Below are 24,718 nucleotides of genomic sequence, written 5' to 3' on the forward strand. Positions count from 1 at the left end.
CCGCCCGCGAGCAGTGCCGATGGACCGACAGCACGACATCTCCTCGTCCGACCTGCCCCCGTCCGACCTGCCGGAGGCCGTCGCCGACGAGAGCGTGGCCGAAACCTGCGAGCGGGTGCAGGAACCGGCCGAGGACATCGTGCTCGAGCCCCTGGCCGATTTCCCCCACATCGACCTGCGCACCCCCGGCGAGCCGTGGGAGAAGCGCCGCGCCGCCGGCAAGTGCCTGCGGGCGAAGGTTCCGCACGACAGCCACGGCCCGGTCCCGGTGCCGGAGGACCGGCCCGACCCGGTGCGGCTGATCGAGGAGGCGCAAGGCGGGCGCCAGGCCCGCCTCATCCCCTTGCGCGTCGCCCGGATGGCGAGCTCGCCCTTCGCCTTCCTGCGCGGGGCCGCCACCGTGATGGCCTGGGACCTCGCCCGCACGCCGACGAGCGGCATCGACGTGGTGATGAACGGCGACGCCCACATCTCGAATTTCGGCCTGTTCGGCACCCCCCAGCGCGACATCGTGCTCGACCTCAACGACTTCGACGAGGTGACGATCGGCCCCTGGGAGTGGGACCTGAAGCGGCTCTGCGCCAGCATCGAGGTCGCCTCGCGCGACCTCGACGTGCCGCCGGCCGAGCGGCGCGAGGCGGTGATCGCGGCGGCCCACGGCTACCAGCACACCATGACGGAGCTGGCCCCGCAGGGCTCCCTCGACGTCTGGCACCGGGCGGCGCGGGCGGAAGAGCTCGATATCAGCGGCATCGCGATCGACGACGAATCGCGCGAGGTGGTCGAGCGCGCGGTCGAGAAGGCGCGCAAGCGCCACAACAAGAGCCTGCTCGCCCGGATCGGCGAGCGCCGGGTCGACGGCGGCTGGCGCTTCCGCCAGGAGCCGCCGATCCTGACCTGGGTCGACGACGAGACCCGCGAGGCGGTGACCGCCGGGCTCGAGCGCTACGCCGAGACCCTGCCGCCGGAGCGCCGGTTCATGCTGAACCGCTACCACGTCGTCGACGTCGCCCACCGGGTCGTGGGCGTCGGCAGCGTCGGCACGCGGGCCTACGTCGCGCTGCTCTGCGGCAACTCGGACCAGGACGTGCTCTTCCTCCAGGTCAAGGAGGCGGTGCGCCCCGCCCACGCGCCCTACGTCGCCGGCATGCCCGAGCCCTACGCCTCGCACGAGGGCGAGCGGGTGATCTACGGCCAGCGCCTGCTCCAGGCGGTCGGCGACCCGCTGCTCGGCTGGACCACCATCGACGACCGCCCGTTCTACGTCCGCCAGATGAAGAACATGAAGGGCGAGATCCCGGTCGGCTGCATGCGCGGGCAGCCGCTGGTCTACTTCTCCTGGGCCTACGGCGCGCTGCTGGCGCGAGCCCACGCCCGCACCGGCGACGCCGCCGCCATCGCCGGCTATTGCGGCCGCGACCGCCACGCCGACCTGCGCGAGGCGATCGCCGACTGGGCACGGGCCTACGGCGACCGGAATGCCGAGGACCACCGGTTGTTCCTCGACGCCATCGCCTCCGGGCGGCTGGAGGCGGCGGAGGATCCCGAGCTCTAGCTGGAAGTTCGAACCGCTCCATCGCTTCGATGTCCGCTTGGGGTTGGGGAGCGGACTTCGCGGTGCGGCTTCAACCGGACGTTCAGATCACTGGCGACTGGTCCGGCCCGAGCGCGACATAGGCACATCGTGTGTTGCCCCAAGGGTCTTGCTTCCAAGGGTCTTGCTTCCAAGGGTCTTGCTTCCAAGGGTCTTGCCCCCAAAGGGGCGTGTCGATCGCCCGACGGCGGAGCGACCCGCTCACTGCCACGCGTAAGCGCCCGACCGGATCGCTTGCAGCCAAACCGGGAACGCCGTCGACATCGGAAGGCCGATGGGCGACATGCGCCCGTGAACCAGGTCGAGCACCGCGCGCGGCACGTCGAGAATGACCGGCGCCGAGCCGTCGTAAGCGTCTCTGACAAGACAGAGATGGTAACGGCGGTCGCTCGGCTCCCCGTGGGGATTGTCGACCGGGTCGGCGGTGGTCGCAGCGTCGAGCGCATCCTCTACGACAGCCCAAGAGAACAGCGGATCGGCCGCAGCGATGGCCGCGGCGTTGAGCCGTGCCAGATCCGACACGAAGCTGAGCACGAGGTCTGCACCTGCGCGGTCGCTCGCGAACCAGCGGGCGAGCGGTGGATTGACCTCGACATCGCCCCGTACGGGATCGAAGCGGCGCTTGGGGATCCAGCCGGCGAGCCACGCGTCGATCCGTCGGCCCTCGGTCAGCGCCGCTTCGCCGCCGCTCAGCACGGCCGCACCGTCGAGCCCTTCCCGGGCGAGCCGCGCGACGAGAACGGCAATCCGGTCCGCGTCGCGGGCGCGGAACTGGACCAGGTTCTCGGCGCGTTGCTCCGGCGTCAGCCCCCTGGGATCACCGCGATGAAGCGGCGTGTCGGGTGGGTAGTCGCCGAGCCGAGCCGAGAGAAGGGCGTAGGGATCGCTTGACGCCTCCCCGGTGGCCATATCGGAACGCGCGACGACGCGATGGCGATTCCGTTCGGACGACCTTCGGTTGCCGAGCCAATCGAAAATTCCGGGCATGGCTCCGATCTTACAACAGGCGCGCGACGAGACCACCGGGCACCGTGCCGATAACCCGCGCCGCTGGATGCCGGAACGTCGGTATCCCGGAAGCTCGCGAGGGGTCGAGAGCCCCCCCGCGCGATCAAGCGAATCGGGTTCCCGCCTTTATCGCGTGCCGCCGGACGACGCCCCCGCCCGCTCCCCCAGGCAGCGCCGATACAGCGTGCTCCGGCTGATCCCGAGGCTCCTCGCCGCCCGGCTGACATTGCCGCCATGGGCGGCGAGCGCCGCCCGCATCGCCTCCTCGGCGAGGGCGTCGAGGCGGCCGGCGGCGGGCGCAGGGCGAGCCGCCGGGGCAGGCGCGGGGCGCGCGGCCAGCCCCTCGGGCAGATCCTCCGGCCCCAGCACCTCGCCGGGCTCGGCGAGGGCCGCGAGCGCCCTCAGGCAGGCGGCGAGCTGGCGCAGGTTGCCGGGCCAGGACGCCTCGGCGAGCGCCGCCTCGCAGGGCGGCGACAGGCTCACGCCGCGCGCCGGGGCATCGGTCCGGGCCCACAGGCCCCGCACCAGGGCGAGGCGGTCCGGCCGCTCGCGCAAGGTCGGCAGGCGCACCCGGTAGGGGGCGATGCGGTAGAACAGGTCGGCCCGGAAGGCGCCGTCCTCGACCATGCGGGACAGGTCGCGGTGGGTGGCGCAGATCAGCGCGAAATCGACCGGGACCGGGCGGGTGCCGCCGACGGGCAGCACCTCGCGCTCCTGCAGCGCCCGCAGCAGGCGCGATTGCAGGGACAGCGGCATGTCGCCGATCTCGTCGAGGAAGAGCAGGCCGCCCTCCGCCTGGCGCAGCAGGCCCTTGGCGCCGTGGCGGGCCGCGCCCGTGAACGCGCCGGGCTCGTAGCCGAACAATTCGGCCTCGATCAGCGTCTCGGGCAGCGCCGCGCAGTTCACCGCCACGAAGGGTCTTTGCGCGCGCGCGCAGGCCACGTGGGCGGCGCGGGCGAAGACCTCCTTGCCGGTGCCGGTCTCGCCCTCGACCACCACCGGGATCCCGGCATCGATCAGCCGCACGGCGCGGGCGAGGAGCTTCTCGGTGGCGGCATCGAGGATCGGCGCCTCGCGTCTCGGCGCGACGGGGATCGCCGCCACGGGCTCCGGGAGATCCGGCCTCCCCGGCTCGACCGGCAGCCGGCGCCGCACCGTCGCCGGCGCATTCTGGAGGCGGCCGTAGAGCGGCGCGCCGGCTTCGTCCCGCAAGGAGAGCGGTCCCGGCGCGAGGCTGCCGCCATGGCCGGCGGCGTGCTCGGCGCCGAGGTCGCTCCACGACAGCCCGAGGAGCGCCAGACCGTGCCGGTTGGCGCCGACGAGGCGCCGTCCCTCGAAGACCAGCACCCCCTCGCGGGACGTACCGAGGAGGTTCACGTCGCGGTGGAGCCGCAGCACCTCGCAGCCCGGCGGCACCGCCTCGAACAGGCGGTGCTCGATCGCCGCGACCGCGAGCCCGACGAGGCCGAGGGCGTGGCCCTGGTGGATCGCCGCCGGTCCGGTCAGGTCGAGGACGCCCAGCACCGTGCCGTCCGGACCGAGGATCGGCATCGCCGCGCAGCTCAGGATCCGGTGCGGCTCGAAATAGTGCTCAGGTCCCCGCACCTCGACCGGGCGGCGCTCGATCAGCGCCGTGCCGATGGCGTTGGTGCCGGTCAGGCTCTCGTTCCAGGGCACGCCGGGGCGCAACGACACCTGCGCCGCGCGGCCCGCGAACGCGTCGCTGCCGAGGGTGTCGAGGATCAGGCCGTCGGCGTCGGTGAGGATCACCAGGCTCCCGGTCGCCCGCGCCTCGCCGTGCAGCGCCTCGATCTCCGGCCGGCAGCGCTGGCGCAGGACCTCGTTGCGGTCGAAGGCCTCGCGCATCGCGGCCGCCGTCAGCGGCTCGACCCGGGGTCGCTGCCCGAAATCGAGCCCCAGAGCCGCGCAGCGCTCCCAGGAGCGCAGGATCGGCGGCGGCGGCTCCGCCGCTCCCGGCCCGAAGGCCTGCCGCCGGGCGGCCAGCAGGGTGCGGGGCGTCGTCACGCGGCTCTGCATGCGCGGCCTCCTCCCGTCTCGCCGCCCGGCCGGGCGGCCTGTCGCTGTTTGCGACAAGTGTCGCAGGTGTCGCGCGCCCGATCCAGCACCGTGCCGGCCGGACAGGGTCGGAGTTTGGTCGAAGGTCGCGGCGACCAGCCCGCGAAACGCGAGTTCGATCAACGGCTTGCCGCGTCACGGCGGGGCCGGGCCGACGGCCCGCGCCCGGCTGGCACGCCCGCTGCCGGGAGAGGTCCCGCCACGTCCCGCGAACGGGACGAGTGGGAGGAACGCATGAACAAGCCGGAACTCTTCGCCGAGGCCAGGACGAAGTCGCCGTTCTCAGGCCGCTACGACAACTTCATCGGCGGCCGGTGGGTGGCGCCGGTGGCCGGCCGCTACTTCGAGAACACCTCGCCGATCACCGGCGGCGTGATCTGCGAGGTCGCCCGCTCGGACGCGCAGGACATCGAGCGGGCGCTCGATGCCGCCCACGCCGCCAAGGAGGCCTGGGGCCGCACCGCGCCGGCCGAGCGCGCCCGGATCCTGCTCAGGATCGCCGACCGGATGGAGGACAACCTCGACCTGATCGCGCTCGCTGAGACCTGGGACAACGGCAAGCCGATCCGCGAGACGACCCACGCCGACATCCCGCTCGCCATCGACCACTTTCGGTACTTCGCCGGCTGCGTCCGGGCGCAGGAGGGCTCGCTCTCCGAGATCGACCACGACACCGTGGCGTATCACTTCCACGAGCCGCTCGGCGTCGTCGGCCAGATCATCCCGTGGAACTTCCCGATCCTGATGGCGGTCTGGAAGCTCGCCCCCGCGCTCGCCGCCGGCAATTGCGTGGTCTTGAAGCCCGCCGAGCAGACCCCGGCCTCGGTTCTGCTGCTCGCCGAACTCGTCGGCGACCTCCTGCCGCCGGGCGTCCTCAACATCGTCAACGGCTTCGGGCTGGAGGCCGGCAAGCCGCTCGCCTCCTCTCCGCGGATCGCCAAGATCGCCTTCACCGGCGAGACGACGACCGGGCGGCTGATCATGCAGTACGCCTCGCAGAACCTGATCCCGGTGACGCTGGAGCTCGGCGGCAAGTCGCCGAACATCTTCTTCTCGGACGTGGCGGCCGAGGACGACGACTTCCTCGACAAGGCGCTCGAGGGCTTCACCATGTTCGCCCTCAACCAGGGCGAGGTCTGCACCTGCCCGAGCCGGGCGCTGGTGCACGAATCGATCTACGACCGCTTCATGGAGCGGGCGATCGCGCGGGTGGAAGCGATCACCCAGGGCTCGCCGCTCGATCCCGCCACGATGATCGGCGCCCAGGCCTCGTCGGAGCAACTCGAGAAGATCCTCAGCTACGTCGATATCGGCCGCCAGGAGGGCGCCGAGTGCCTGACGGGCGGGGCCCGCGCCATCAAGGAGGGCGAGCTTGCCGGCGGCTACTACATGCAGCCGACGGTGTTCCGCGGCCACAACCGGATGCGGATCTTCCAGGAGGAGATTTTCGGACCGGTCCTGTCGGTCACGACCTTCAAGGACGACGCCGAGGCGCTCTCGATCGCCAACGACACCCTGTACGGCCTCGGCGCCGGCGTGTGGACCCGCGACGGCAGCCGCGCCTACCGCTTCGGCCGGGCGATCCAGGCCGGCCGCGTCTGGACCAACTGCTACCACGCCTACCCGGCCCACGCCGCCTTCGGCGGCTACAAGCAGTCCGGCATCGGCCGCGAGACGCACAAGATGATGCTCGACCATTACCAGCAGACCAAGAACCTGCTGGTCAGCTACTCGCCGAAGAAGCTCGGGTTCTTCTGAAAAAAGCCGGAAAACGAGGAACGCGCAGGTCTCCCCTCTCCCGGCATCGCCGGGAGAGGGGGTCCTGCACCGGTCTTGTCCGCGTCGTTTCCCTCACAAACCCGCGTCTCCCCCCCAAAGGACGCCCCCATGAGCGCAGCTCCACCCCGCGTCACCGCCACCCCGGCGGCCCTCGCCCTGATCGCGCGCTTGCGCGCCACGCACGGCGAGGTCCTGTTCCACCAGTCCGGGGGCTGCTGCGACGGCTCGGCGCCGATGTGCTACCCCGTCGGCGACTTCCTCATCGGCGACGGCGACGTGCGTCTCGGCGCGATCGGTGGGGCGGAGTTCTACATCAGCGGCCCGCAATACGAGGTCTGGAAGCACACCCAGCTCATCATCGACGTGGTGCCTGGCCGCGGCGGCATGTTCTCGCTGGAGAACGGCTCGGGGCAGCGCTTCCTCTTGCGCTCGCGCGTGTTCGACGCGGCCGAGAGCGCGGCCCTGACGGTGTGAGGCCGTGGCGGGGCCGGCTCGCCCCGTGCTAAGCGCGGGGCAGTCCTCCCGGAGCCAGGCCATGCCGACCCTGACCCATCTCGACGCCGCCGGCGCCGCCAACATGGTCGACGTCACCGACAAGGCCGCGACAGACCGCGCCGCCCGCGCCGAGGGCCTGGTGGTGATGAACCCCGACACCCTGCGGCTGATCCGCGAGGGCGACGCCAAGAAGGGCGACGTGCTCGGCACCGCGCGGCTCGCCGGCATCATGGCGGCCAAGCGCACCCATGAGCTGATCCCGCTCTGCCACCCGCTGCTCCTCACGAAGGTCCGCGTCGAGTGCGAGCCCGACGACGGCCTGCCCGGCATCCGGATCACCGCGGAGGTGCGGGTGCAGGGCCCGACCGGGGTCGAGATGGAGGCGCTGACCGCCGTCTCGGTCGCGTGCCTGACCGTCTACGACATGGTGAAAGCCGCCGACCGGGGCATGCGGGTCGAGGGCGTGCGGCTGCTGCACAAGAGCGGCGGGCGCTCGGGGGTGTGGCAGGCGGATTCGTCGGAGATGGGCGCGTGAGCGCGCTCCTCCCCGTCTCCGAGGCGCTGGCGCGCATCCTGGCGGGCGCGAGCCCGGTCGAGGCCGAGACCGTCGCCATCACGGAAGCGGCCGGCCGCACCCTCGCCGAGGACGTGCGGGCCCTGCGCACCCAGCCGCCCTTCTCGACCTCGGCGATGGACGGCTACGCCGTGCGCGCCGCCGACGTCGCCGGTGCCTCGCCGGAGGCCCCCGTGCGCCTGATCGTCACCGCCACCAGCGCCGCCGGCCACGGCGCCCGCGGGCCGGTGGGCCCGGGCGAGGCGATCCGCATCTTCACCGGCGCGCCGCTGCCGTCGGGCGCCGACACGGTGGTGATCCAGGAGGACACGGAGCGCGACGGCGACGCGGTCCTGGCGAGGGCCGGCAACCCGCCGGGGCGCCACATCCGCGGCAGCGGCCTCGATTTCCGCGAGGGCGACCGGCTGCTCCAGGCCGGCGAGCGCCTCGACGGCTGGCGGGTGGCGCTCGCCGCCGCGGGCGGGAACCCGTCCTTACGCGTCCGGCGCCGTCCCCGGGTCGCGGTGCTCGCCACCGGCGACGAGCTGGTGCGGCCGGGCGAGCCGGCCGAATGGGACCAGATCGTCGCCTCGAACGGCCTGGCGCTCGCCGCGATGGCGGAGGGCGCCGGAGCCGAGGCGATCGATCTCGGCATCGCCGGCGACAGCTTCGCCGACCTCGAAGCCGCCATCACCCGCGCCCGCGACGAACGCGCCGACCTCCTGGTGACGTTAGGGGGCGCCTCGGTCGGCGACCACGACCTCGTGCAGTCGGCGCTGACGCGCCAGGGGCTCGACCTCGGCTTCTGGCGCATCGCGCTCCGGCCGGGCAAGCCGCTGATGCACGGCCGTCTCGGCCCGATGGCGGTGCTGGGACTGCCGGGCAACCCGGTCTCGTCGGTGGTGTGCGGGCTGCTCTTCGTCCAGCCGCTGATCCGGGCATTGCTGGGCGATCCGGAGGCCGGGGCCGACCGCAGCGAGCCGGGCCTGCTCGGGCGCGACCTGCCGGCCAATGACGGGCGCCAGGACTACATGCGGGCCGCCCTCGACACCGCGCCGGACCGGCTGCCCGTGGTCCACCCGGCCGAGCGCCAGGATTCCTCGATGCTCTCGGTGCTCGCCCGCTCCGAGGCGCTGCTGATCCGCGCGCCCCACGCACCGGCGGCCCTGGCCGGCGATCCCTGCCGCATCCTGCGGCTCGACAGGGGGCTGTGATCCTGAGTCCCAGAGGCCGGGGGACCGGCGGGTCCCCCGATGCCTCGCCGACGCGTCCGGCGAGCCCCCGGTCAGTCGTCCGACGAATTCTTGCCGCCGGTCTTGCGGTCGTAGGCGGTGATCGCCGCCCGGCACTGGGGCGAGAGCTTGGCGCGGTTGCGCGTGAAGCAGCGCTCCACTTCCGGGCTGTCCGGATCGGCCCCGGCGCAGAGCTTGAAGTAGTCGCCGGCACAATTCATCTGGAGGCCCTGATCGTCCCGCTGGGCGAGGGCCGGCGTCGCCGCCAGGGAGGTCAGGGCCAGAAGCGTCAGGAAGGCCGCGGTGGCGGCGGGCGCACGAAGCGACGTCGGGTTCAAGGTGTCATCCCCGCTGGAGAAGCTGAGGCCCTAGGGTAGGTGTCCCGGGCCGCCGGACAAGCGCGGAGAGGTCACACAGGCGCGGGGATGCGCGCCGCGCCGGCGTCGCACCCGTCGGGCCGGCGGGCCGCGCCGCGCTTCTCAGATCTTGGCCGTATTCTTGCCGCAGCGCCAAGTTCAAGATGCCGGCCGCGGGCAGACGAGCTTGCCTCTCAAGGCCAAGCTTGGATTAAAGTTCGCTGAATATCGTTTTCAGATCGCATTAAAATCCACGGCTTTATTGCGGCGCCAACGAAGCACGAGGCGGCTCCCATCGGCGCCCGCGGCTCCGGCAGGCATTCCGTCCGCCGCGGCCCGGCCCCGTCAGCCGCGAGGCCATGCGGCGATGCGCGACGACGAGACCGACACCGACGCTCCGGCCGGACCGGAGCCGGTATCCCGCGAGCGGCCCGCGGGGCCGCCGAGGGCCGAACTCGACGCCGGCACCCGGCGCCGCCTCGGCCGGGCGCTGCGCGCCCATTACGCCGACCTGCTGAGCGCTCCGGTGCCGGACCGCTTCGCCGCGCTCATCGCCGGGCTCGACGGGGGACCCCCGCCCGCGAACGCCGCCGGACCGGCCGATAGCCCCGAGGCCGCCCCCGGCCAGGAGGACGCCCGATGACGCCCGCGATGAAACCCGTCGATCCCGAGATGCGCGCGCTGCTGCTCGGCTCGATCCCGGCCCTGCGCGCCTTCGCGTTCTCGCTGACCCGCGACTTCGACCGCAGCGACGACCTCGTGCAGGAGACCCTGGTGCGGGCCTGGACCAAGGCCGACAGCTTCACCCCCGGCACCAACCTCTATGCCTGGCTGTTCACCATCCTGCGCAACCTGTTCTACTCCGAGCAGCGCAAGCGCCGGCGCGAGGTCGAGGATGCCGACGGGGTGATGGCCGGGCGCCTCACCGCCCTGCCGGACCAGGAGGCGCGGGTCGAGCTCTCGGCCTTCCAGGCGGCGCTGAGCACCCTGCCGGCGAACCAGCGCGAGGCGCTGGTGCTGGTGGGCGCCCAGAACTTCACCTACGAGGAGGCGGCCGAGATCTGCGGCGTCGCCGTCGGCACGATCAAGAGCCGGGTCAGCCGGGCCCGCGGCCGCCTGGTCGAGCTGCTCGGCATGACCGGCCCCGACGACATCGGCAGCGACGGCGCGACGCTGGCGGCCATGAGTCATCCATGATCAGTCATCCATGATCGGTCATCCATGATGGGTCATCCCTGATGGGTCCTGCGCGATCGGGGCTCCCCATGACCGGCCGTCCGCCGTCGGGCGGGGACGCCCGCGCCGGCCCCGGCGCGGGCCGGAACGCCGCATCCCGGAACAGTTTCCCGGGCTGCACGGTTTCGACGACCCAGCGGCAGTTCCGCCGCGCCACCTGCATCCGTGGAGTTGGTCTCGATGCCCCGCCCCTACGAAGCCGTCGCGGACGCGATCCGCATCGCCCGCGCCATCGTGATGCACGAGGGCTCCGCGCTCGCCGCGGCGGCGCGGACGGGAAACGATGCGGCGCTCGATGCGGCGAGCTGCGACCTCGTCAGCCGGATCGCCCAGGCGATCCTCGACGCCGAGAACGAGGCCATGGCCCGGACCGTCCTCGCCGCCGATCCCTTTCCGGAGAGGCGTCTGAGCGCGTGAGGCTCCGCCCCGCCTGACGCCGCGCCTCAGAGGTCCGATCCCTCCGCCGCGATCGCCGCTTCGTAGGCCGCCAGGCTCGGCGCCTCGGCCGGCAGGGACGGGATCGCGACCTCCGCGAGCCGGGAGCGGGCCTCGACCAGGGCGTCGAGCAGGATCGCGGTGTCGCGGGTGAACGGCAGCAGCAGGCCGCCGCCCTGGGCACGGATGCGCTCGGCCGGGGCGCCCGCATCGAGGGCGACCACCTTGTAGCCCGCCGCCCACACCTCCGACAGGACGTAGGAGTAGGTCTCGGGCCAGACGCTCGACAGGAACACGTAGTCGGGGTCGACATCGGCGAGGAGGTGCGGCAGTTCCTCCGGCCGGTAGGAGCCCGTCACCGCGAGGGTGCCGAGGCCCTCGACCCGCGTGAGGTCGGCGACGGAGCCGATCACCGTGAAGGCGATCGGGCGACGCTCCCGTGCCGCGCGCTCGGCGAGCGCCACCACGAGCTCGAACCCCTTGTGAGCGCCGATGCCGCCGACGAGGGCGACCCGCACGGCGCCGGTGCGCGGCCGGCGCGCGCGCTCGGCGATGGGGCCGGGCGCCGCGTCGGGATGCGGCACCACCGCGATGCCGGTCAGGCCGAGGCGGCGGGCATAGCGCTCGGCGGTGTCGCGGGAGGGCGCCACGAGGCGCCGGGCCCCGCGCAGGATGCGCTCGTTCGTCGCGAGCCAGCCGTCGAGGCCGCCGCCCATCAGGGCGTTCTGGTCGGCGTAGTCGTAGGCGACGCCGCTCACCGTGCACTGGCGGCAGATGTCGGCCGGCGGCTCCTCGCAGTAGAAGTTGCGTCCGTCGACCAGATGAACCTTCGGGCAGTACCACTGGTAGTCGTGCAGCGTGACCGCGTAGGGCCAGCGGCCCGAGAACAGCCGGTCGAGGAGGGCCGCGTCGTAGCCGATGCGCGCGTTGAGGTGGAGATCGACGGCGACGCCGCGCGCCTCGAGCGCCTCGAGGAGCCCGAGCAGCTCGTCGGGCCGCAGGGTGACGCTCGCCGCGGCGGCGTGGAGGGCGAGGATCAGGCGCCTGGCCGGGCCCCGACCCGTCGGCGCCAGGGACCCGATCTCGTGGTCACCCGCCCGGGCGAGGCCGGAGACCTGGTCGATGTACCGCCCCGCGCCGCCGCCGAAGCCGTGGCCGACATGGAGGGTCAGGCGGCGGACGCGCTCGGCGAGCAGGGTGCCGAGGACGGCGGTCCGCAGCGGGCGCAGCGGGTCGGCGGCGATGAAGGCGTCGACCTCGTCCTGATACTCGGGGTAGAGGGCGAGGAGGCGGTCGTGGTTGCGCTCCAGGATCGCCAGCCGCTCCGACTTCCCGAACGACACCGAGCCCTCGTGCTCGACGTAAGCATCGGTGGCCGCGACGTGGATCCAGCCGAGGTCGCGGGCCTTGAGGCACCAATCGACCTCCTCGCAATAGCCCCGGCCCCATTCCGGCGAGAGCGCCCCGACCTCGTCGAGGGCCTGCCGGTTCAGGTAGAGGCAGAAGCCGACCCCCGTCGGGATCGTGACGGCGCCGAACCCTGCCGCCTCGAGGGCGGCGTCGATCGCCGCGGGGGGCAGCCCGAGGAGCGGCCCTTGCGCCTCCGGCATGCCCGGGAAGCCCAGGATGGTGGCGTTGTTCGAGAGCGGCGTGGCGCTGGCGATGCCGGGGCGGCGGTGGCAGGCGCGGGCGAGCTTCTCCAGCGCCCGGGGCGCCAGCACCGTGTCGGCGTTGACGAGGACGCAGTCCTCGCCGGGCTCGAGCAGGGCGAGGCCGCCGTTGACCGTGCCGATGAAGCCGAGATTCTCGCGGTTGCGCAGCACCGTCAGGGCCGGATGCCCCGCGGCCGCGAGGTCGTCGAGGGCGCGGGTGACCGCCGGATCGGGCGAGGCATCGTCGATCACCAGGGCGCGCATCCGCCCGGGGGCGAGCTGCGGCAGCAGCGAAGCGAGGCAGGCCTCGAGGTCGGACAGGCCGTTATAGACCGGCACGATCGCGCAGGCCGGGGGCGGCGTGCGGCCGCTCTCCGGCACCGGCTCGGGCGCCGCCGGCTCGGCGAGGACGAGGCGCGCGCCGCCCCCGGGCCGGATCGCCGCGACGAGGCGCTCGCGCAGGGCCAGGCGCTCGTCGCGCGTCGCCGCCGGGTCGTTGGGCAGGAGGAGCGCCCGCGCCTCCGCCCGGGCGAGCTCGATGGTGCCGCGCAGGTGGCCGATGACCTCGCCGGCCCCGACGGGGCCGACCGCGAGGTCGGTGCCGGGCGTGAGCGCGCCGGGCGGGAAGGCGAAGGCGGCCGAGTGGCGGCCGAACAGCTCCAGCAGGTCGGCCCGCGGGTGGGTCTCGACCTGCGCCACCTCCTCGCCGTCGCGCACCGCCCGCACGGTGCTCGGCCTGTCGGGCCCGGCGGCGTCGAAGACCCAGCCGGTGACGCGGCTCGGGGCCTCGACGTGGAGGCTGGAGCGCAGCCGCGGGGCGTAGGCGCCGAGATCCGCCACGGTGTCGCCGGCCCGCACCGCGATGCCGTGGGGCCGCCCGTCGAGGGCCCAGGCCGGCAGGCTCAGGCGAAAGCCGTTCCAGCCGCCCTCGCGCCCGCCGAAGCGCAGCTCCGGACGGTAGAGCCCGGGCCGGACCGGCTCGCCCTCGAGCCCGTCGACGACGAGGTGCACGGCCGGCAGCGGCTCGGCGGACAAGGACGAGACCCAGCCCGTCAGCACGCCGCCGACGACGCCGTCGAGGTGGACCGCGTGGCATCCCGGCCCGACCGCGATCCGCTGCTGGTCGGCGCGGCCCGGCTCGGTCACCGTCAGGCGCAGCGTCGCCGGACCAGCGAGGAGCGCCGGATCGAGGGCGGCGTGCAGGTAGGCGGTGCCGTCCTCGACGAAGCGGCGGTCGACCGGCAGCGCGTGCTCACGCTCGGAGCCCCGCGCCAGGGCCAGCTCGACCGCGTCCGGATCGGCCTCCGGGTTGAGGGCGACCAGGATTCCGCAATTGTAGGCCCGGGTCCAGGCGACCGGGCCGGGCGGAGGCACGAACCACTGGCGCCCCGTCTCCGCGAGGCGCCGCGCGCGTTTCAGGATCGTCACGTCGCTATAGACCGCACACAGGAGGGAGCCGCCGGCACGGAACCGGGGCCGTCGATCTCCTCTAACCGAGACCACGGCCGTGTGCGAACTGCCGCGGCGTCACACTGTTCCGTGCCGTCCGCAGAAACCGGTGGCGGCAACCGGGACGGTCGCGCGGATCCGGTCGGAGGCGTCCGGCGACGCCTGTGCTGGTGTCCTCGAGCGCCGGGATCTCAGCCGGGGCTTTCCGTGCGGGAGCCATGGCGGTAGGATCCGACGACCTCGCGTGACTGACGCTGGAGATGGGCAACCATCGGGGAGCGCGAGCGGACATCGCCGCGCGTCTGGGCATCCTCCTGCAATGGAACAGTGATGCCCACCTTGAGCAACCTTCTTGCTTTCGCGGCGATCGCGCTCGGCATGGTCCTGACGCCTGGGCCCAACATGATCTACCTGATCTCGCGCTCCATCTGCCAGGGCAGGATCGCGGGTTTGATCTCCCTCGGCGGCGTGGCCTTGGGCTTCGTCTTCTACATGCTCTGCGCGGCCCTCGGCATCACCGCCTTCGTCCTCGCAGTGCCCTACGCCTACGACGCGATCCGCATCGGTGGCGCGCTCTACCTGCTCTGGCTCGCGTGGCAGGCCGTCCGGCCCGGCGGACGCTCGCCCTTCGAGGTCAAGAACCTGCCGAAGGACAGCCCGCGAAAGCTGTTCCTCATGGGCCTCCTGACCAACCTGCTCAATCCGAAGATCGCGGTCATGTATCTCTCGCTGCTGCCGCAGTTCATCGATCCCGCGGCCGGCGGCGTGCTGGGCCAGGCCCTCGTGCTCGGCGCGACGCAGATCGTCATCAGCGTCCTCGTCAACGCGACCATCGCGGTCGCGGCCGGATCAATCGCGCTGTTCCTGACCCGCCGGCCGTCCTTCGCGGTCGTGCAGCGCTGGATCATGGGAACGGTGCTGGCCGCGCTGGCCGTCCGGATGATGACGGAGGCTCGCCGCTGAAGCGGGCGGTCTGAACCCGGTCTCTCGCATCCGCCGAACGCGCGGCTCGGCGCTGAGCTCTAGACCGCCAGCGCCAGCAGCCGGTCGCAATCGACATGCGCCTCGAGGTGGTCGGCGAGGCGGTCGAGCACGCCCTCGATCACCGCCTCGTAAGCCTCCGGGCCCGGCGCGGCGCCGAGGCGGGCCAGCCACAGGGCGCGCTGGCCCTCGTCGGAGAACAGCCCGTGGACGTAGGTGCCGCTGACGAGCCCGTCGGCGGAGACCGCGCCGTCGGTGCGGCCGTCGGCGAGGCGCAGCAGCGGCCGGGCGGCGTCGGGCCCGCCGGTCTCGCCGACATGCATCTCGTAGCCGGTGAACGGGGTCCCGTCCGGCAGGCTCACGCCGCTCGCCGCGGCCAGCCGCTTCTCGGCGGTCATCACCGTCGCCACGTCGAGGAGGCCGAGGCCCGCCACCGTGCCGGGCGGGCCCTCGATGCCCTGCGGGTCGCTCAGGGTCGTGCCGAGCATCTGGTAGCCGCCGCACAGGCCGAGCACCCGCCCGCCCCGGCGGCGATGGGCCAGGATGTCGATGTCCCAGCCTTGCGCGCGCAGGAAGGCGAGGTCGGGGATCGTGGTCTTCGAGCCCGGCAGCAGCACGAGGTCGGCCGGCGGGATCGGCCGGCCGGGATCGACCAGCACCACGCTCACCCCCGGCTCGGCCCGCAAGGGGTCGAGATCGTCGAAATTGGCGATGCGGGGCAGGACCGGCACCGCCACGACCCTCCCACCCGGCCGCTCGGCCCCTTTCAGCCCCATCACGTCCTCCGCCGGCAGCCGGGCGGCCTCGGGGAAGTGCGGGATCAGCCCGAGCGCCTCCCAGCCGGTGCGGGCGGCGATGAGCCCCATGCCGTCGGCAAACAGCGACGGGTCGCCCCGGAAGCGGTTGACGAGGAAGCCCCGCACCATCGCGGCATCCTCGGGATCGATCACCGCCTTCGTGCCGACGAGGCTCGCGATCACCCCGCCGCGGTCGATGTCGCCGAGCAGCACCACCGGCGTCCCGGTGGCGCGGGCAAACCCCATATTGGCGATGTCGCCGCGGCGCAGGTTGACCTCGGAGGCCGAGCCCGCGCCCTCGACCAGCACCAGGTCGGATTCCGCCCGCAGCCGCCCGAAGCTCTCGACGACCGCCGCAAGGAGGCGCGGCTTCCAGGCCTGGTACTCGCGGGCCCGCGCGGTGCCGACCATCCGCCCCTGCACCACCACCTGGGAGCCGGTCTCGCTCTGGGGCTTGAGGAGCACCGGGTTCATGTGGACCGAGGGCGCCACGCCCGCCGCCCGGGCCTGGAGCGCCTGGGCGCGGCCGATCTCGCCGCCGTCGGCCGTCACGGCGGCGTTGTTCGACATGTTCTGCGGCTTGAACGGCCGCACCCGCAGGCCCCGTCGCGCGTAGAGGCGGGCGAGCCCGGCGACGATCAGCGACTTGCCGACATCCGAGCCGGTGCCCTGGATCATCAGGGCCCGCGGCCTCGATTCGTCTCGTGCGGGCATGGATCCTCGGGATTGGCCGGTCGGGTGCACCGGCGGTTCTTGCCGGGACCGTGCGGCAGCGCACGGAAAAAATTCAGAAACCGTGGCGGTCGACAGGCGGGTGTGGCGCCGCGGTCATAGGCGCCCGGCCACGGTCAAGGTAGCGTCCCGGCATATATCCGTTCAACCGGGGCGTATTCCAGTGATCAAGAAGCTCATGCTCGCCGGCGCCGCGACGTCGCTCCTCGCCGGAGCGGCCTCCGCGGCCGACCTGCCGCGCCGCGTCGCCCCGCCGCCGGTCTTCACGGCCGTGCCGGTCTTCACCTGGACCGGCTTCTACGCCGGCCTGCACACCGACTACACCTTCACCGACCGCCAGCGCATCACCACGATCGGCAACGACGTGGCGCCGACCAACACGATCGGCAACGTCGCGACCCTGCGTCGCCCGCCGTCGGTGCGCAACGAGCAGGACGGGCTGGCCAACATCGGCGGCGGCTTCGGCTACAACTACCAGTTCACGCCGGGCTCGGGCTTCGTGGTCGGCGTCCAGGCCGACTGGGCCTGGACCGACCTCCACAAGAACACCTTCTACCTCGGCCCGCAGCTCGCCGCGAATGGCGGCTTCTCCGACCCGAGCGCCTTCCGCCAGGAGCTGTCCTGGCTCGGCACCGTCGTCGGCCGCGTCGGCTACGCCTTTGACCGCGTCTTCGTCTACGGCATGGGCGGCTTCGCCTATGGCGGCGTCGATTACCGCGCCAACTTCTACACCACGGCCGGCGCCACCCCGCCGCTGGCGCTCGCCTATAGCGGCCGCTACAACCAGCTCGAGACCGGCTACGCCTATGGCGGCGGCATCGAGTACGCGCTCCCGACCGACTCGTTCCTGGCCCGCTTCAGCCTGCTCGGCCTGCTCGGCATCCAGTCCCAGGCCGTGACGATCAAGGCCGAGTACCTCCACTACGACCTCGGCAGCCGCAACGTGCTCGTCAACAACACCGGCCTCACGGTGGCCGCCGCCGCCCAGCCGCGCGGCTCCTACACCTCGCGCTTCCACACCGAGGGCAACCTCGTCCGCGCCGGGTTCAGCTACAAGTTCAACGGCCTCTGATCCCCGGATCGGCTGAGCCGCATCGGCGGGCCTGCTCAAGGCCCGCCTCTCTTCACGGCCGCGGGGCAGATCGCCCGGCGGCCGTTTTTGCTTGAACCTCCCGGCTCTCGCATCCACCGGGTTCCATTCAGCGGAGCAGCGCGGGCAGACTCCCCGGCGGATGGGCGGGCCGCCTCACTCGCAGACCGCCGCCGCCCCGGACCCGGCCGGGCGACACCGCGCATCGAAGCCGCGCGCCAGTTCCGCGAGGCTGACCGAGGCCAGCCGCGCGACCAGCAGCGCCTCGGCCTCCCGCAAGGTCCCCTCCACCGCCTCGTTCACGACCCTCTCGACGGCGCAGGCGGGATCCGGGCGATCGCTGCCGATCGCGAAGAGGCGCGGGCCGCCGACGGCGCGATGCACGTCGAGCAGCGACACGTCTTCCAGGTTCGCGGCGAGGGTCCACCCGCCGCCGTGCCCCTTCTCCGACCTGACGTAACCGGCCTTGCGCAGCCCCGCCATCGTACGGCGGACGACGACCGGATTCGTGCCCAGCATCCGCCCGATCGCCTCGGAGGTCATCGGCGCGTCGCTCCGTGCCATGTGGAGGAGCACGTGGAGCGTTCGGGAGAGGCGGCTGTCGGTGCGCACGCCGCCATCCTCCACGCACCGACCGGATTGGCAAGCGCGACCTCTTACGATACTTTTGGAGTTACATGACGAGGAGACGCCGACGATGCGCGAGTTCGAGGACCCCGCCCGGTGGGACAAGGTCGCCGAGCATTACGAGGAGACCGCCCACCCGTTCACCGCGCGCTTCGCCGAGGCGGCGCTCGCGCGGGTGGCGCTGACTTCCGACAGCCGGATCCTCGACGTCGCGACGGGGACGGGCGCCCTGGCGCGCGCCGCGGCACGGACGGGCGCGCAGGTGCTGGCGATCGATTTCTCGCCCGGCATGGTCGCCCGCGTCGCGGCCTCGCGGTGCCCGACCATCGAGGCGGCGGTGATGGACGGGCAGGCCCTCGCCCTGCCGGATGCCGGCTTCGATGCCGTATTCTCGATCTTCGGGGTGATCATGTTCCCCGATTGGCGCCGGGGGCTCGCCGAGATGGCCCGGGTCACGAAGCCCGGCGGCCACGGCGTCGTGGCGACGTGGCAGGAGCAGGGTGCGGCCACCTTCCTGCTGCTCCGCCGGATCCGCGAGACGCTGTTTCCCGACCGCGAGGCGATGCCGATGCCCGAGGGCGCGACGGCCTTGGGCGATCCGGACCGGCTTTCCCGGGAGATGGTCGCGGCGGGCTACCGCGCCCCGCGGATCACCCGGGCCGTCTTCGACTACGAGCTCGCCGTCGCGAGGCTCGACGCGCCCGACACGGTGTTCGGCCTGTCGCCCGACTGGACGGGCCTGAGCGACGCGGACCAGGCGGCGGTCGTCGCCGAAGCGCACCGGCTGGCGGCGGGGCGCCCCATCCTGCCGATCGCCTCCACCGCCCTGATCGCCGTGGCCGAGCGCTGAGACCGGCGTCGTTTGCGCCCGCTCGACCGGGCGGAGCGCGCGTGCGACCCGGTGCCGGCGGCGGGGCTACTCCCGCCCCGCCTCCCGCAGGTGGCGGATGATGCCCGAGAAGTCGGTGCCCCCCTGCCCCGCCGCCTCGAAGGCGGCGTAGATGGCCTCCGCGTGCGCGCCGAGCGGCGTCGCGGCGCCGGCGCTCGTCGCGGCCTCCTGCGACAGGCGCAGGTCCTTCAGCATCAGGGCGGCGGCGAAGCCCGGCTTGTAGTCATTGTTGGCCGGCGAGGCCGGGACGGGACCCGGGACCGGGCAGTAGGTGGTGAGCGACCAGCACTGGCCCGAGGAGGTCGAGGCGACGTCGAACAGGGCCTGGTGCGAGAGGCCGAGCTTCTCCGCCAGCACGAAGGCCTCGGCGACGCCGATCATCGAGATGCCGAGGATCATGTTGTTGCAGATCTTGGCCGCCTGGCCGGCGCCGGCCTCGCCGCAATGCACGACCTTGCGGCCCATCCTCGCCAGCACCGGCTCGGCCCGGGCGAAGGCCTCCGGGGAGCCCCCCGCCATGAAGGTCAGGGTCGCGCCCTTGGCCCCGCCGACGCCGCCGGAGACCGGGGCGTCGAGGCCGGCGAGCCCGCGCTCGCGCGCCTTGTCGTGGGCCGCCCGGGCGCTGGCGACGTCGATGGTCGAGCAGTCGATCATCAGCGCGCCCTCGGCCACGTGCGGCAGCACCGCGTCGTAGACCGCGAGCACGTGACGCCCCGCCGGCAGCATGGTGACGACGATCTCGGCCCCCTCGACCGCGTCCTCGGCGCTCCCCCCCACGGCGATTCCCGCCGCGCGGGCGGCGTCCAGCGCCTCCGGCATCAGGTCGAAGCCCGTCACCGCGTGACCGGCCGCGACGAGGTTGGCGGCCATCGGGCCGCCCATGTTGCCGAGGCCCAGGAAGGCGATCTGCGTCATGGCTCAGCGTTTCCTCTGTTGATCTCTGCTTTTGCGACGCGGGGCTGCCGACGGCACGGTCTCAGCCCGCGACGAGGCCGCGGGCCACGATCACCCGCATGATCTCGTTGGTGCCCTCCAGGATCTGGTGCACCCGCAGGTCGCGGACGATCTTCTCCACGCCGTATTCCGACAGGTAGCCGTAGCCGCCGTGGAGCTGGAGCGCCTCGTTGGCGACCCGGAAGCCGGTATCGGTCGCGAAGCGCTTGGCCATCGCCGAGCGCTGGGTGGCGTCGGGATCCTTCCGGTCGAGGGCGGCCGCGGCGCCGTAGAGGAGCGCGCGGGCGGCCTCGAGCTCGGTCGCCATGTCGGCGAGGCGGAACTGCAGCGCCTGGAACGCGTCGAGGCGCTTCCCGAAGGCCTTGCGCTCGGCCATGTAGGCGAGGCTCTTGTCGAGCGCCGCTTGCGCCCCGCCGAGGGAGCAGGCGCCGATGTTGAGCCGGCCGCCGTCGAGCCCCGCCATGGCGATGCGAAAGCCGATCCCCTCCTCGCCGAGGCGGTTCTCCACCGGCACCCGGCACTCCTCGAAGATCACGGCGCGGGTCGGCTGGGCGTTCCAGCCCATCTTGCGCTCGTTCGGGCCGAAGGACAGGCCCGGCGCGTCGGACGGCACCACCAGGGTCGAGATGCCCTTCGGCCCCGCCTCGCCGGTGCGCACCATCGTCACGTAGAGGTCGGCCGCGCCGGCGCCCGAGATGAACTGCTTGGCGCCGTCGAGGACGTAATGGTCGCCCTCCCGCCGGGCGGTGGTGCGGAGCGAAGCCGCATCCGAGCCGGAGCCGGGCTCGGTCAGGCAGTAGGCGGCGACCTGATCCATCCGGCACAGGCCCGGCAGGAAGCGCTCGCGCTGGGCCGCCGATCCGAACCTGTCGATCATCCACGCGGCCATGTTGTGGATCGACAGGAACGCCGCCACCGTCGGGCAGCCGAGGCTCAGGGCCTCGAAGATCAGGGCGGCGTCGAGCCGGGTCAGGCCGGAGCCGCCATGCTCCTCGGAAATGTAGATGCCGCCCATGCCGAGGGAGGCCGCCTCCCGCAGCACGTCGAGGGGGAAATGCTTGCGCTCGTCCCAGTCGAGGGCGTGCGGCGCGATCCGCTCGGCCGCGAAGCTGCGCGCCATGTCGCGAATGGCGACCTGGTCCTCGGGGAGGGTGAACAGGGTCATGGCGGCGGTTCCTCCCGTTCTGTTTAGGTTTTTGTCTCTAACCCAGCGCCAAAAAAGGCGCCGCCTTCCCCTCTCCCCGCGGGCGGGGAGAGGGCTGCGTCTCCGTTCAGGAGACACAGCGAGGCGTCAGCCGAGGGTGAGGGGGAGGTGCCGGATGTGACTCCTCCGGAAACGCCCCCTCACCCTCGCCCTTCGGGCTTGCTGCATTCCCTGAACAGGAATGCAGCCCTCTCCCCGCCCACGGGAGAGGAGAAGGCCCGCGCGTCCCGTCTTGCCTACTGCATCACCGGCATCGAGAACTGCGCGCCTTCCTTGACCCCCGACGGCCAGCGCTGGGTGACCGTCTTGGTCTTGGTGTAGAAGCGCACCGCATCGGGCCCGTGCTGGTTGAGGTCGCCGAAGCCCGAGCGCTTCCAGCCGCCGAAGGTGTAGTAGGCCAGCGGCACTGGGATCGGCACGTTGATGCCGACCATGCCGACCTGCACCTTCGCGGCGAAGTCGCGGGCCGCGTCGCCGTCGCGGGTGAAGATCGCGACGCCGTTGCCGTATTCGTGCTCGTTGGGGAGCCGCAGGGCCTCGGCGTAGTCCTTGGCGCGCACCACCGAGAGCACGGGGCCGAAGATCTCCTCCTTGTAGATCCGCATCTCCGGCGTCACGTGGTCGAACAGGCAGCCGCCCATGTAGAAGCCGTTCTCGTAGCCCTGCATCTTGAAGGCCCGGCCGTCGACCGCGAGCTTGGCGCCCTCGTTCACGCCGATCTCGACGTAGTTGCGCACCCGCTCCAACGCCGCCTTGGTGACGAGCGGGCCATAATCGGCGCTCGGGTCGGTGGACGGGCCGATCTTCAGGCTCTCGACCCGCGGGATCAGCTTGCTCATCAGCGCGTCGGCGGTCTTCTCGCCGACCGGCACCGCCACCGACACCGCCATGCAGCGCTCGCCGGCCGAGCCGAAGCCGGCGCCCATCAGGGCGTCGACGGCCTGGTCCATGTCGGCGTCCGGCATGATGATCATGTGGTTCTTGGCGCCGCCGAAGCACTGGGCGCGCTTTCCCGTGGCGGTGGCCCGGGCATAGACGTACTGGGCGATGTCGGAGGAGCCGACGAAGCCGACCGCCTGGATGATGTCGTCGTCGAGGATCGCGTCGACCGCCTCCTTGTCGCCGTTGACGACGTTGAGGATGCCGGCCGGGAGCCCGGCCTCGATCATGAGTTCGGCAAGCCGCATCGGCACGCCCGGATCGCGCTCCGAGGGCTTGAGGATGAAGGCGTTGCCGCAGGCGATGGCGGGCGCGAACTTCCACATCGGGATCATGGCGGGGAAGTTGAACGGCGTGATGCCGGCGACCACGCCCAGCGGCTGGCGCATCGAGTAGATGTCGATGCCGGGGCCGGCGCCTTCCGTGTACTCGCCCTTCTGCAGGTGCGGGATGCCGCAGGCGAACTCCACCACCTCGACGCCGCGCTGGATGTCGCCCTTGGCGTCGGGGATGGTCTTGCCGTGCTCGCGGGCGAGGAGATCGGCGAGGCTGTCCATCTCGCGCGCCACGAGGTCGAGGAAGCGCATCATCACCCGCGCGCGGCGCTGCGGGTTGGTGGCAGCCCAGGTCACCTGCGCCTTGGCGGCGTTCTCGATCGCGGCGCGCATCTCGGCCCGGCTCGCCAGCGCCAGGCGCCCGATCACCTCGCCGGTCATCGGCTGGTAGATGTCGGAGGTGCGGCCCGAGCGGCCGGGAACGTGCTCGCCGCCGATGAAGTGCCCGACTTCGCGCGCCATTGGGGATCCTCCCTGGATCAATCGTGTGTTGGGGGGCACCTTGCCCTGGCGATCCCCATAGCGGAAGGGGCGTGGGAGCGGAACGGGTGTGCGCGGATGCGGGAACCGGAGGGTGGAAAAGGCGACGTGTGGGACGATTACCGCTTCGTGCTGGCGGTGCACCGGGCCGGCACGGTCTCGGCGGCGGCGCGCCGGCTCGGGGTCGACCACGCGACGGTGATCCGCCGCATCGACCGCCTCGAGCGGCGCCTGAGCGAGAAGCTCTTCCACCGGCGCGCCTCGGGCTACACCGCGACGCAAGCGGGCCTCGCGCTCGTGGCGACGGCGGATGCCGTCGAATCGGCGATCATCCACGGCGAGGCGGCGGTCGGCCGGGCGGCGTCGCAGCTGGTGGGCACGGTGCGGATCGGCGCGCCGGACGGCTTCGGCAGCACCTTCCTGGCCCCCCGCCTCGCCGGCCTCGTCGAGCGCCACCCCGAGCTCGACATCGAGCTCGTGGCGACGGCCCGGCTGTTCAGCCTGTCGAAGCGCGAGGCCGACATCGCCATCGGGCTGAGCCTGCCGCCGGAGGGGCGGATCGTCGGGCGCAAGCTCACCGACTACGCGCTCCGGCTCTACGCCGCCCCGGCCTACCTCGCGCAGCACCCGCCGATCCGGACGAAGGCCGACCTCGAGGGCCACCGCTTCGTCGGCTACATCGACGAGCTGCTCTACTCGCCGGAGCTCGACTACCTGCAGCAGGTCGCGCCGGGGGTGAGCGCCCGCTTACGGAGCGCCAACCTCAACGCCCAGCTCCAGGCGACGGTGGCGGGCCTCGGCCTCGCGGTGCTGCCCTGCTTCATGGCGGCCGGGCGGAGCGACCTGACCTGCGTGCTGCCGGACGAAATCACGCTCACCCGCGGCTTCTGGCTGATGATGCACGCCGACAGCCGCGACCTCGCCCGGATCCGGGCAGTGGCGGAGCACATCTACGCGGTGGTCGAGGCGGAGCGGGCGCTGTTCGGGCCGGTGGGATGAGGGGCGGGACCTCAACCCGGACGACTCGACTGCGCACCGAGCCGGCAGGGTCAGCCCCATCGTCACGGTGCCGCCGCGCTCACACCGCAGCCGATGATGCGCCAACATCCACGGCCGTCATGCAGAAGGACAATCGATGGTGGCCGACGATGACGGGACGATCCTCGTTCAGGCCGTGAAGGGTGCTCGCGGAGACATGCTGCGTCACGCAAGCCTGGACACGAGCCGGATCGTAGCCCGAGACCAGCACGACCCAGTCGGCCGTGCGGTCGCCGCCGCGGATTTCCTGCTCGCGCGTCGGGGCGCGCGCGCGCGGCGTATCCGTCACCAGGAGATGCGCGCCGGTCAGGCCAGGCTCGGAGGCGAGATTCGCGAGCCTGCCGACGATCCGGTCGCGCAAGGCCGACCTGTCCCCGTCCCCGGGCGACAGCCGGACCGTGGCGAGGGAGAGCGCCACGCCGCCGCCGAAGCTCGCCTCGACGCGGCATTGGCTGCGCACCATTCCCAAGTGGTGGGGCATCATCGTCGTGGACCAGGGCGTCGGCGCGTTGAGCCGGTCCAGATACCCTTGCGAGGTGAGCGTCTCGTAAGCCTCGAGCTCGTAGAGCACGAAAAACCCGCCGTCCTCCAGCGTGCTCGCCCAGCGCGACCCGCGCAGGAAACCGGGGATGCTCAGCCGTTCCGGGAAATGCTCGTGAGAATGCCAGTCACCGAACTCCGCCCGCATCTCCGGTTCGATGCTCCACCACATGGCGACCGCGGCGCGGCCCAGTAAAGACATGCTGGCCTCTCAGACTCGCGTGGTATCGGGCGGCAGCTCTGCAGG

General features: G+C 72.5%; 22 protein-coding genes and 1 riboswitch. Of the genes, 12 read left to right on the forward strand and 10 right to left on the reverse strand.

Annotated features, from left to right (window positions below; genetic code table 11):
* Window positions 1-19 precede the first annotated feature (19 nt).
* Entirely contained in the window at window positions 20-1,555 is a 1,536-nt protein-coding gene (locus DK419_RS01585; protein ID WP_109957549.1) for a DUF2252 domain-containing protein, read from the forward strand.
* A 240-nt stretch (window positions 1,556-1,795) separates the two neighbouring features.
* Here DK419_RS01585 and DK419_RS01590 read toward each other — a convergent pair whose 3' ends face one another.
* Both DK419_RS01590 and DK419_RS01595 read right to left on the reverse strand, forming a co-directional pair.
* Entirely contained in the window at window positions 1,796-2,581 is a 786-nt protein-coding gene (locus DK419_RS01590; RefSeq protein ID WP_162561112.1) for a hypothetical protein, read from the reverse strand.
* A gap of 147 nt (window positions 2,582-2,728) precedes the next feature.
* Window positions 2,729-4,639 carry a sigma-54-dependent Fis family transcriptional regulator gene (locus DK419_RS01595; RefSeq protein WP_109957551.1) on the reverse strand — a complete coding sequence of 637 codons (1,911 nt, stop codon included), beginning with the start codon at window positions 4,637-4,639 and terminating at the stop codon, window positions 2,729-2,731.
* Between the two features lie 273 nt (window positions 4,640-4,912).
* Between DK419_RS01595 and adh the strand changes: the two genes are divergently transcribed.
* The 4 genes from adh (at window position 4,913) to DK419_RS01615 (ending at window position 8,719) form a co-directional block, all read left to right on the forward strand.
* Complete coding sequence (gene adh / locus DK419_RS01600; RefSeq protein ID WP_109957552.1) at window positions 4,913-6,436, forward strand: aldehyde dehydrogenase; 1,524 nt, start codon at window positions 4,913-4,915, stop codon at window positions 6,434-6,436.
* A gap of 129 nt (window positions 6,437-6,565) precedes the next feature.
* The gene (locus DK419_RS01605; RefSeq protein WP_109957553.1) at window positions 6,566-6,931 is read left to right on the forward strand and encodes a DUF779 domain-containing protein; all 366 of its coding nucleotides are present in this window, start codon (window positions 6,566-6,568) and stop codon (window positions 6,929-6,931) included.
* 61 nt (window positions 6,932-6,992) lie between these two features.
* Entirely contained in the window at window positions 6,993-7,487 is a 495-nt protein-coding gene (moaC, locus tag DK419_RS01610) for a cyclic pyranopterin monophosphate synthase MoaC (RefSeq protein ID WP_109957554.1), read from the forward strand.
* Window positions 7,484-8,719, forward strand: coding sequence for a molybdopterin molybdotransferase MoeA (locus DK419_RS01615; protein ID WP_109957555.1), 1,236 nt, complete (start codon window positions 7,484-7,486; stop codon window positions 8,717-8,719). Before moaC ends, DK419_RS01615 begins: the two co-directional genes overlap by 4 nt.
* 71 nt (window positions 8,720-8,790) lie before the next feature.
* Here DK419_RS01615 and DK419_RS01620 read toward each other — a convergent pair whose 3' ends face one another.
* A complete protein-coding gene (locus DK419_RS01620) occupies window positions 8,791-9,075 on the reverse strand; it encodes a hypothetical protein (protein ID WP_109957556.1) in 285 nt (94 codons plus the stop codon).
* Window positions 9,076-9,460: 385 nt separating this feature from the next.
* Between DK419_RS01620 and DK419_RS01625 the strand changes: the two genes are divergently transcribed.
* From DK419_RS01625 to DK419_RS01635, 3 genes are all read left to right on the forward strand, one after another.
* Complete coding sequence (locus DK419_RS01625) at window positions 9,461-9,736, forward strand: NepR family anti-sigma factor (RefSeq protein WP_109957557.1); 276 nt, start codon at window positions 9,461-9,463, stop codon at window positions 9,734-9,736.
* A gap of 8 nt (window positions 9,737-9,744) precedes the next feature.
* The gene (locus tag DK419_RS01630; RefSeq protein ID WP_109962056.1) at window positions 9,745-10,290 is read left to right on the forward strand and encodes a sigma-70 family RNA polymerase sigma factor; all 546 of its coding nucleotides are present in this window, start codon (window positions 9,745-9,747) and stop codon (window positions 10,288-10,290) included.
* Between the two features lie 219 nt (window positions 10,291-10,509).
* A complete protein-coding gene (locus DK419_RS01635) occupies window positions 10,510-10,746 on the forward strand; it encodes a hypothetical protein (RefSeq protein ID WP_109957558.1) in 237 nt (78 codons plus the stop codon).
* Window positions 10,747-10,772: 26 nt separating this feature from the next.
* Here the strand turns inward: DK419_RS01635 and DK419_RS01640 are convergent, their stop codons facing one another.
* The gene (locus DK419_RS01640) at window positions 10,773-13,844 is read right to left on the reverse strand and encodes a glycosyltransferase (RefSeq protein ID WP_162561113.1); all 3,072 of its coding nucleotides are present in this window, start codon (window positions 13,842-13,844) and stop codon (window positions 10,773-10,775) included.
* A gap of 255 nt (window positions 13,845-14,099) precedes the next feature.
* Window positions 14,100-14,180, forward strand: a riboswitch (ZMP/ZTP riboswitch).
* Window positions 14,181-14,195: 15 nt separating this feature from the next.
* Here DK419_RS01640 and DK419_RS01645 point away from each other — a divergent pair.
* Complete coding sequence (locus DK419_RS01645) at window positions 14,196-14,828, forward strand: LysE family translocator (RefSeq protein ID WP_109957560.1); 633 nt, start codon at window positions 14,196-14,198, stop codon at window positions 14,826-14,828.
* Between the two features lie 59 nt (window positions 14,829-14,887).
* On the opposite strand, the gene DK419_RS01650 is transcribed toward DK419_RS01645, so the two are convergent.
* The gene (locus DK419_RS01650; protein ID WP_109957561.1) at window positions 14,888-16,321 is read right to left on the reverse strand and encodes a cobyric acid synthase; all 1,434 of its coding nucleotides are present in this window, start codon (window positions 16,319-16,321) and stop codon (window positions 14,888-14,890) included.
* 217 nt (window positions 16,322-16,538) lie between these two features.
* On the opposite strand from DK419_RS01650, the gene DK419_RS01655 reads away from it, so the two are divergent.
* Window positions 16,539-17,447, forward strand: a complete 909-nt coding sequence (locus DK419_RS01655; RefSeq protein WP_109957562.1) for an outer membrane protein — start codon at window positions 16,539-16,541, stop codon at window positions 17,445-17,447.
* Between the two features lie 174 nt (window positions 17,448-17,621).
* On the opposite strand, the gene DK419_RS01660 is transcribed toward DK419_RS01655, so the two are convergent.
* Window positions 17,622-18,077, reverse strand: a complete 456-nt coding sequence (locus DK419_RS01660; protein WP_109957563.1) for an Rrf2 family transcriptional regulator — start codon at window positions 18,075-18,077, stop codon at window positions 17,622-17,624.
* An 85-nt stretch (window positions 18,078-18,162) separates the two neighbouring features.
* Here DK419_RS01660 and DK419_RS01665 point away from each other — a divergent pair, with 85 nt between their 5' ends.
* Window positions 18,163-18,942 (forward strand): class I SAM-dependent methyltransferase, encoded by a 780-nt coding sequence (locus DK419_RS01665; RefSeq protein WP_109957564.1) that lies wholly within the window; start codon window positions 18,163-18,165, stop codon window positions 18,940-18,942.
* A gap of 66 nt (window positions 18,943-19,008) precedes the next feature.
* Here the strand turns inward: DK419_RS01665 and mmsB are convergent, their stop codons facing one another.
* The 3 genes from mmsB to DK419_RS01680 all read right to left on the reverse strand — a co-directional run bounded on the left by mmsB (window position 19,009) and on the right by DK419_RS01680 (window position 22,875).
* Window positions 19,009-19,896, reverse strand: coding sequence for a 3-hydroxyisobutyrate dehydrogenase (gene mmsB, locus DK419_RS01670; protein ID WP_109957565.1), 888 nt, complete (start codon window positions 19,894-19,896; stop codon window positions 19,009-19,011).
* 61 nt (window positions 19,897-19,957) lie between these two features.
* A complete protein-coding gene (locus tag DK419_RS01675) occupies window positions 19,958-21,100 on the reverse strand; it encodes an acyl-CoA dehydrogenase family protein (RefSeq protein ID WP_109957566.1) in 1,143 nt (380 codons plus the stop codon).
* Window positions 21,101-21,375: 275 nt separating this feature from the next.
* Window positions 21,376-22,875, reverse strand: coding sequence for a CoA-acylating methylmalonate-semialdehyde dehydrogenase (locus tag DK419_RS01680; protein ID WP_109957567.1), 1,500 nt, complete (start codon window positions 22,873-22,875; stop codon window positions 21,376-21,378).
* 96 nt (window positions 22,876-22,971) lie between these two features.
* Here DK419_RS01680 and DK419_RS01685 point away from each other — a divergent pair, with 96 nt between their 5' ends.
* A complete protein-coding gene (locus tag DK419_RS01685) occupies window positions 22,972-23,892 on the forward strand; it encodes a LysR family transcriptional regulator (RefSeq protein WP_109957568.1) in 921 nt (306 codons plus the stop codon).
* Window positions 23,893-23,971: 79 nt separating this feature from the next.
* On the opposite strand, the gene DK419_RS01690 is transcribed toward DK419_RS01685, so the two are convergent.
* A complete protein-coding gene (locus tag DK419_RS01690; protein WP_109957569.1) occupies window positions 23,972-24,673 on the reverse strand; it encodes a hypothetical protein in 702 nt (233 codons plus the stop codon).
* Window positions 24,674-24,718: the final 45 nt, after the last annotated feature.

The organism is Methylobacterium terrae, assembly GCF_003173755.1.
Classification (GTDB): domain Bacteria; phylum Pseudomonadota; class Alphaproteobacteria; order Rhizobiales; family Beijerinckiaceae; genus Methylobacterium; species Methylobacterium terrae.

Excerpts from the sequence above, each read along its gene's own strand:
- DK419_RS01585 (WP_109957549.1), top strand. The coding sequence starts at position 20 with ATGGACCGACAGCACGACATCTCCTCGTCCGACCTGCCCCCGTCCGAC.
- DK419_RS01595 (WP_109957551.1), bottom strand. The coding sequence starts at position 4,639 with ATGCAGAGCCGCGTGACGACGCCCCGCACCCTGCTGGCCGCCCGGCGG.
- moaC (WP_109957554.1), top strand. The coding sequence starts at position 6,993 with ATGCCGACCCTGACCCATCTCGACGCCGCCGGCGCCGCCAACATGGTC.
- DK419_RS01690 (WP_109957569.1), bottom strand. The coding sequence starts at position 24,673 with ATGTCTTTACTGGGCCGCGCCGCGGTCGCCATGTGGTGGAGCATCGAA.
- DK419_RS01650 (WP_109957561.1), bottom strand. The coding sequence starts at position 16,321 with ATGATCCAGGGCACCGGCTCGGATGTCGGCAAGTCGCTGATCGTCGCC.
- DK419_RS01680 (WP_109957567.1), bottom strand. The coding sequence starts at position 22,875 with ATGGCGCGCGAAGTCGGGCACTTCATCGGCGGCGAGCACGTTCCCGGC.
- DK419_RS01675 (WP_109957566.1), bottom strand. The coding sequence starts at position 21,100 with ATGACCCTGTTCACCCTCCCCGAGGACCAGGTCGCCATTCGCGACATG.
- DK419_RS01630 (WP_109962056.1), top strand. The coding sequence starts at position 9,745 with ATGAAACCCGTCGATCCCGAGATGCGCGCGCTGCTGCTCGGCTCGATC.
- DK419_RS01635 (WP_109957558.1), top strand. The coding sequence starts at position 10,510 with ATGCCCCGCCCCTACGAAGCCGTCGCGGACGCGATCCGCATCGCCCGC.
- adh (WP_109957552.1), top strand. The coding sequence starts at position 4,913 with ATGAACAAGCCGGAACTCTTCGCCGAGGCCAGGACGAAGTCGCCGTTC.
- DK419_RS01665 (WP_109957564.1), top strand. The coding sequence starts at position 18,163 with ATGCGCGAGTTCGAGGACCCCGCCCGGTGGGACAAGGTCGCCGAGCAT.
- DK419_RS01605 (WP_109957553.1), top strand. The coding sequence starts at position 6,566 with ATGAGCGCAGCTCCACCCCGCGTCACCGCCACCCCGGCGGCCCTCGCC.
- DK419_RS01685 (WP_109957568.1), top strand. The coding sequence starts at position 22,972 with ATGCGGGAACCGGAGGGTGGAAAAGGCGACGTGTGGGACGATTACCGC.
- DK419_RS01625 (WP_109957557.1), top strand. The coding sequence starts at position 9,461 with ATGCGCGACGACGAGACCGACACCGACGCTCCGGCCGGACCGGAGCCG.
- mmsB (WP_109957565.1), bottom strand. The coding sequence starts at position 19,896 with ATGACGCAGATCGCCTTCCTGGGCCTCGGCAACATGGGCGGCCCGATG.
- DK419_RS01590 (WP_162561112.1), bottom strand. The coding sequence starts at position 2,581 with ATGCCCGGAATTTTCGATTGGCTCGGCAACCGAAGGTCGTCCGAACGG.
- DK419_RS01645 (WP_109957560.1), top strand. The coding sequence starts at position 14,196 with ATGCCCACCTTGAGCAACCTTCTTGCTTTCGCGGCGATCGCGCTCGGC.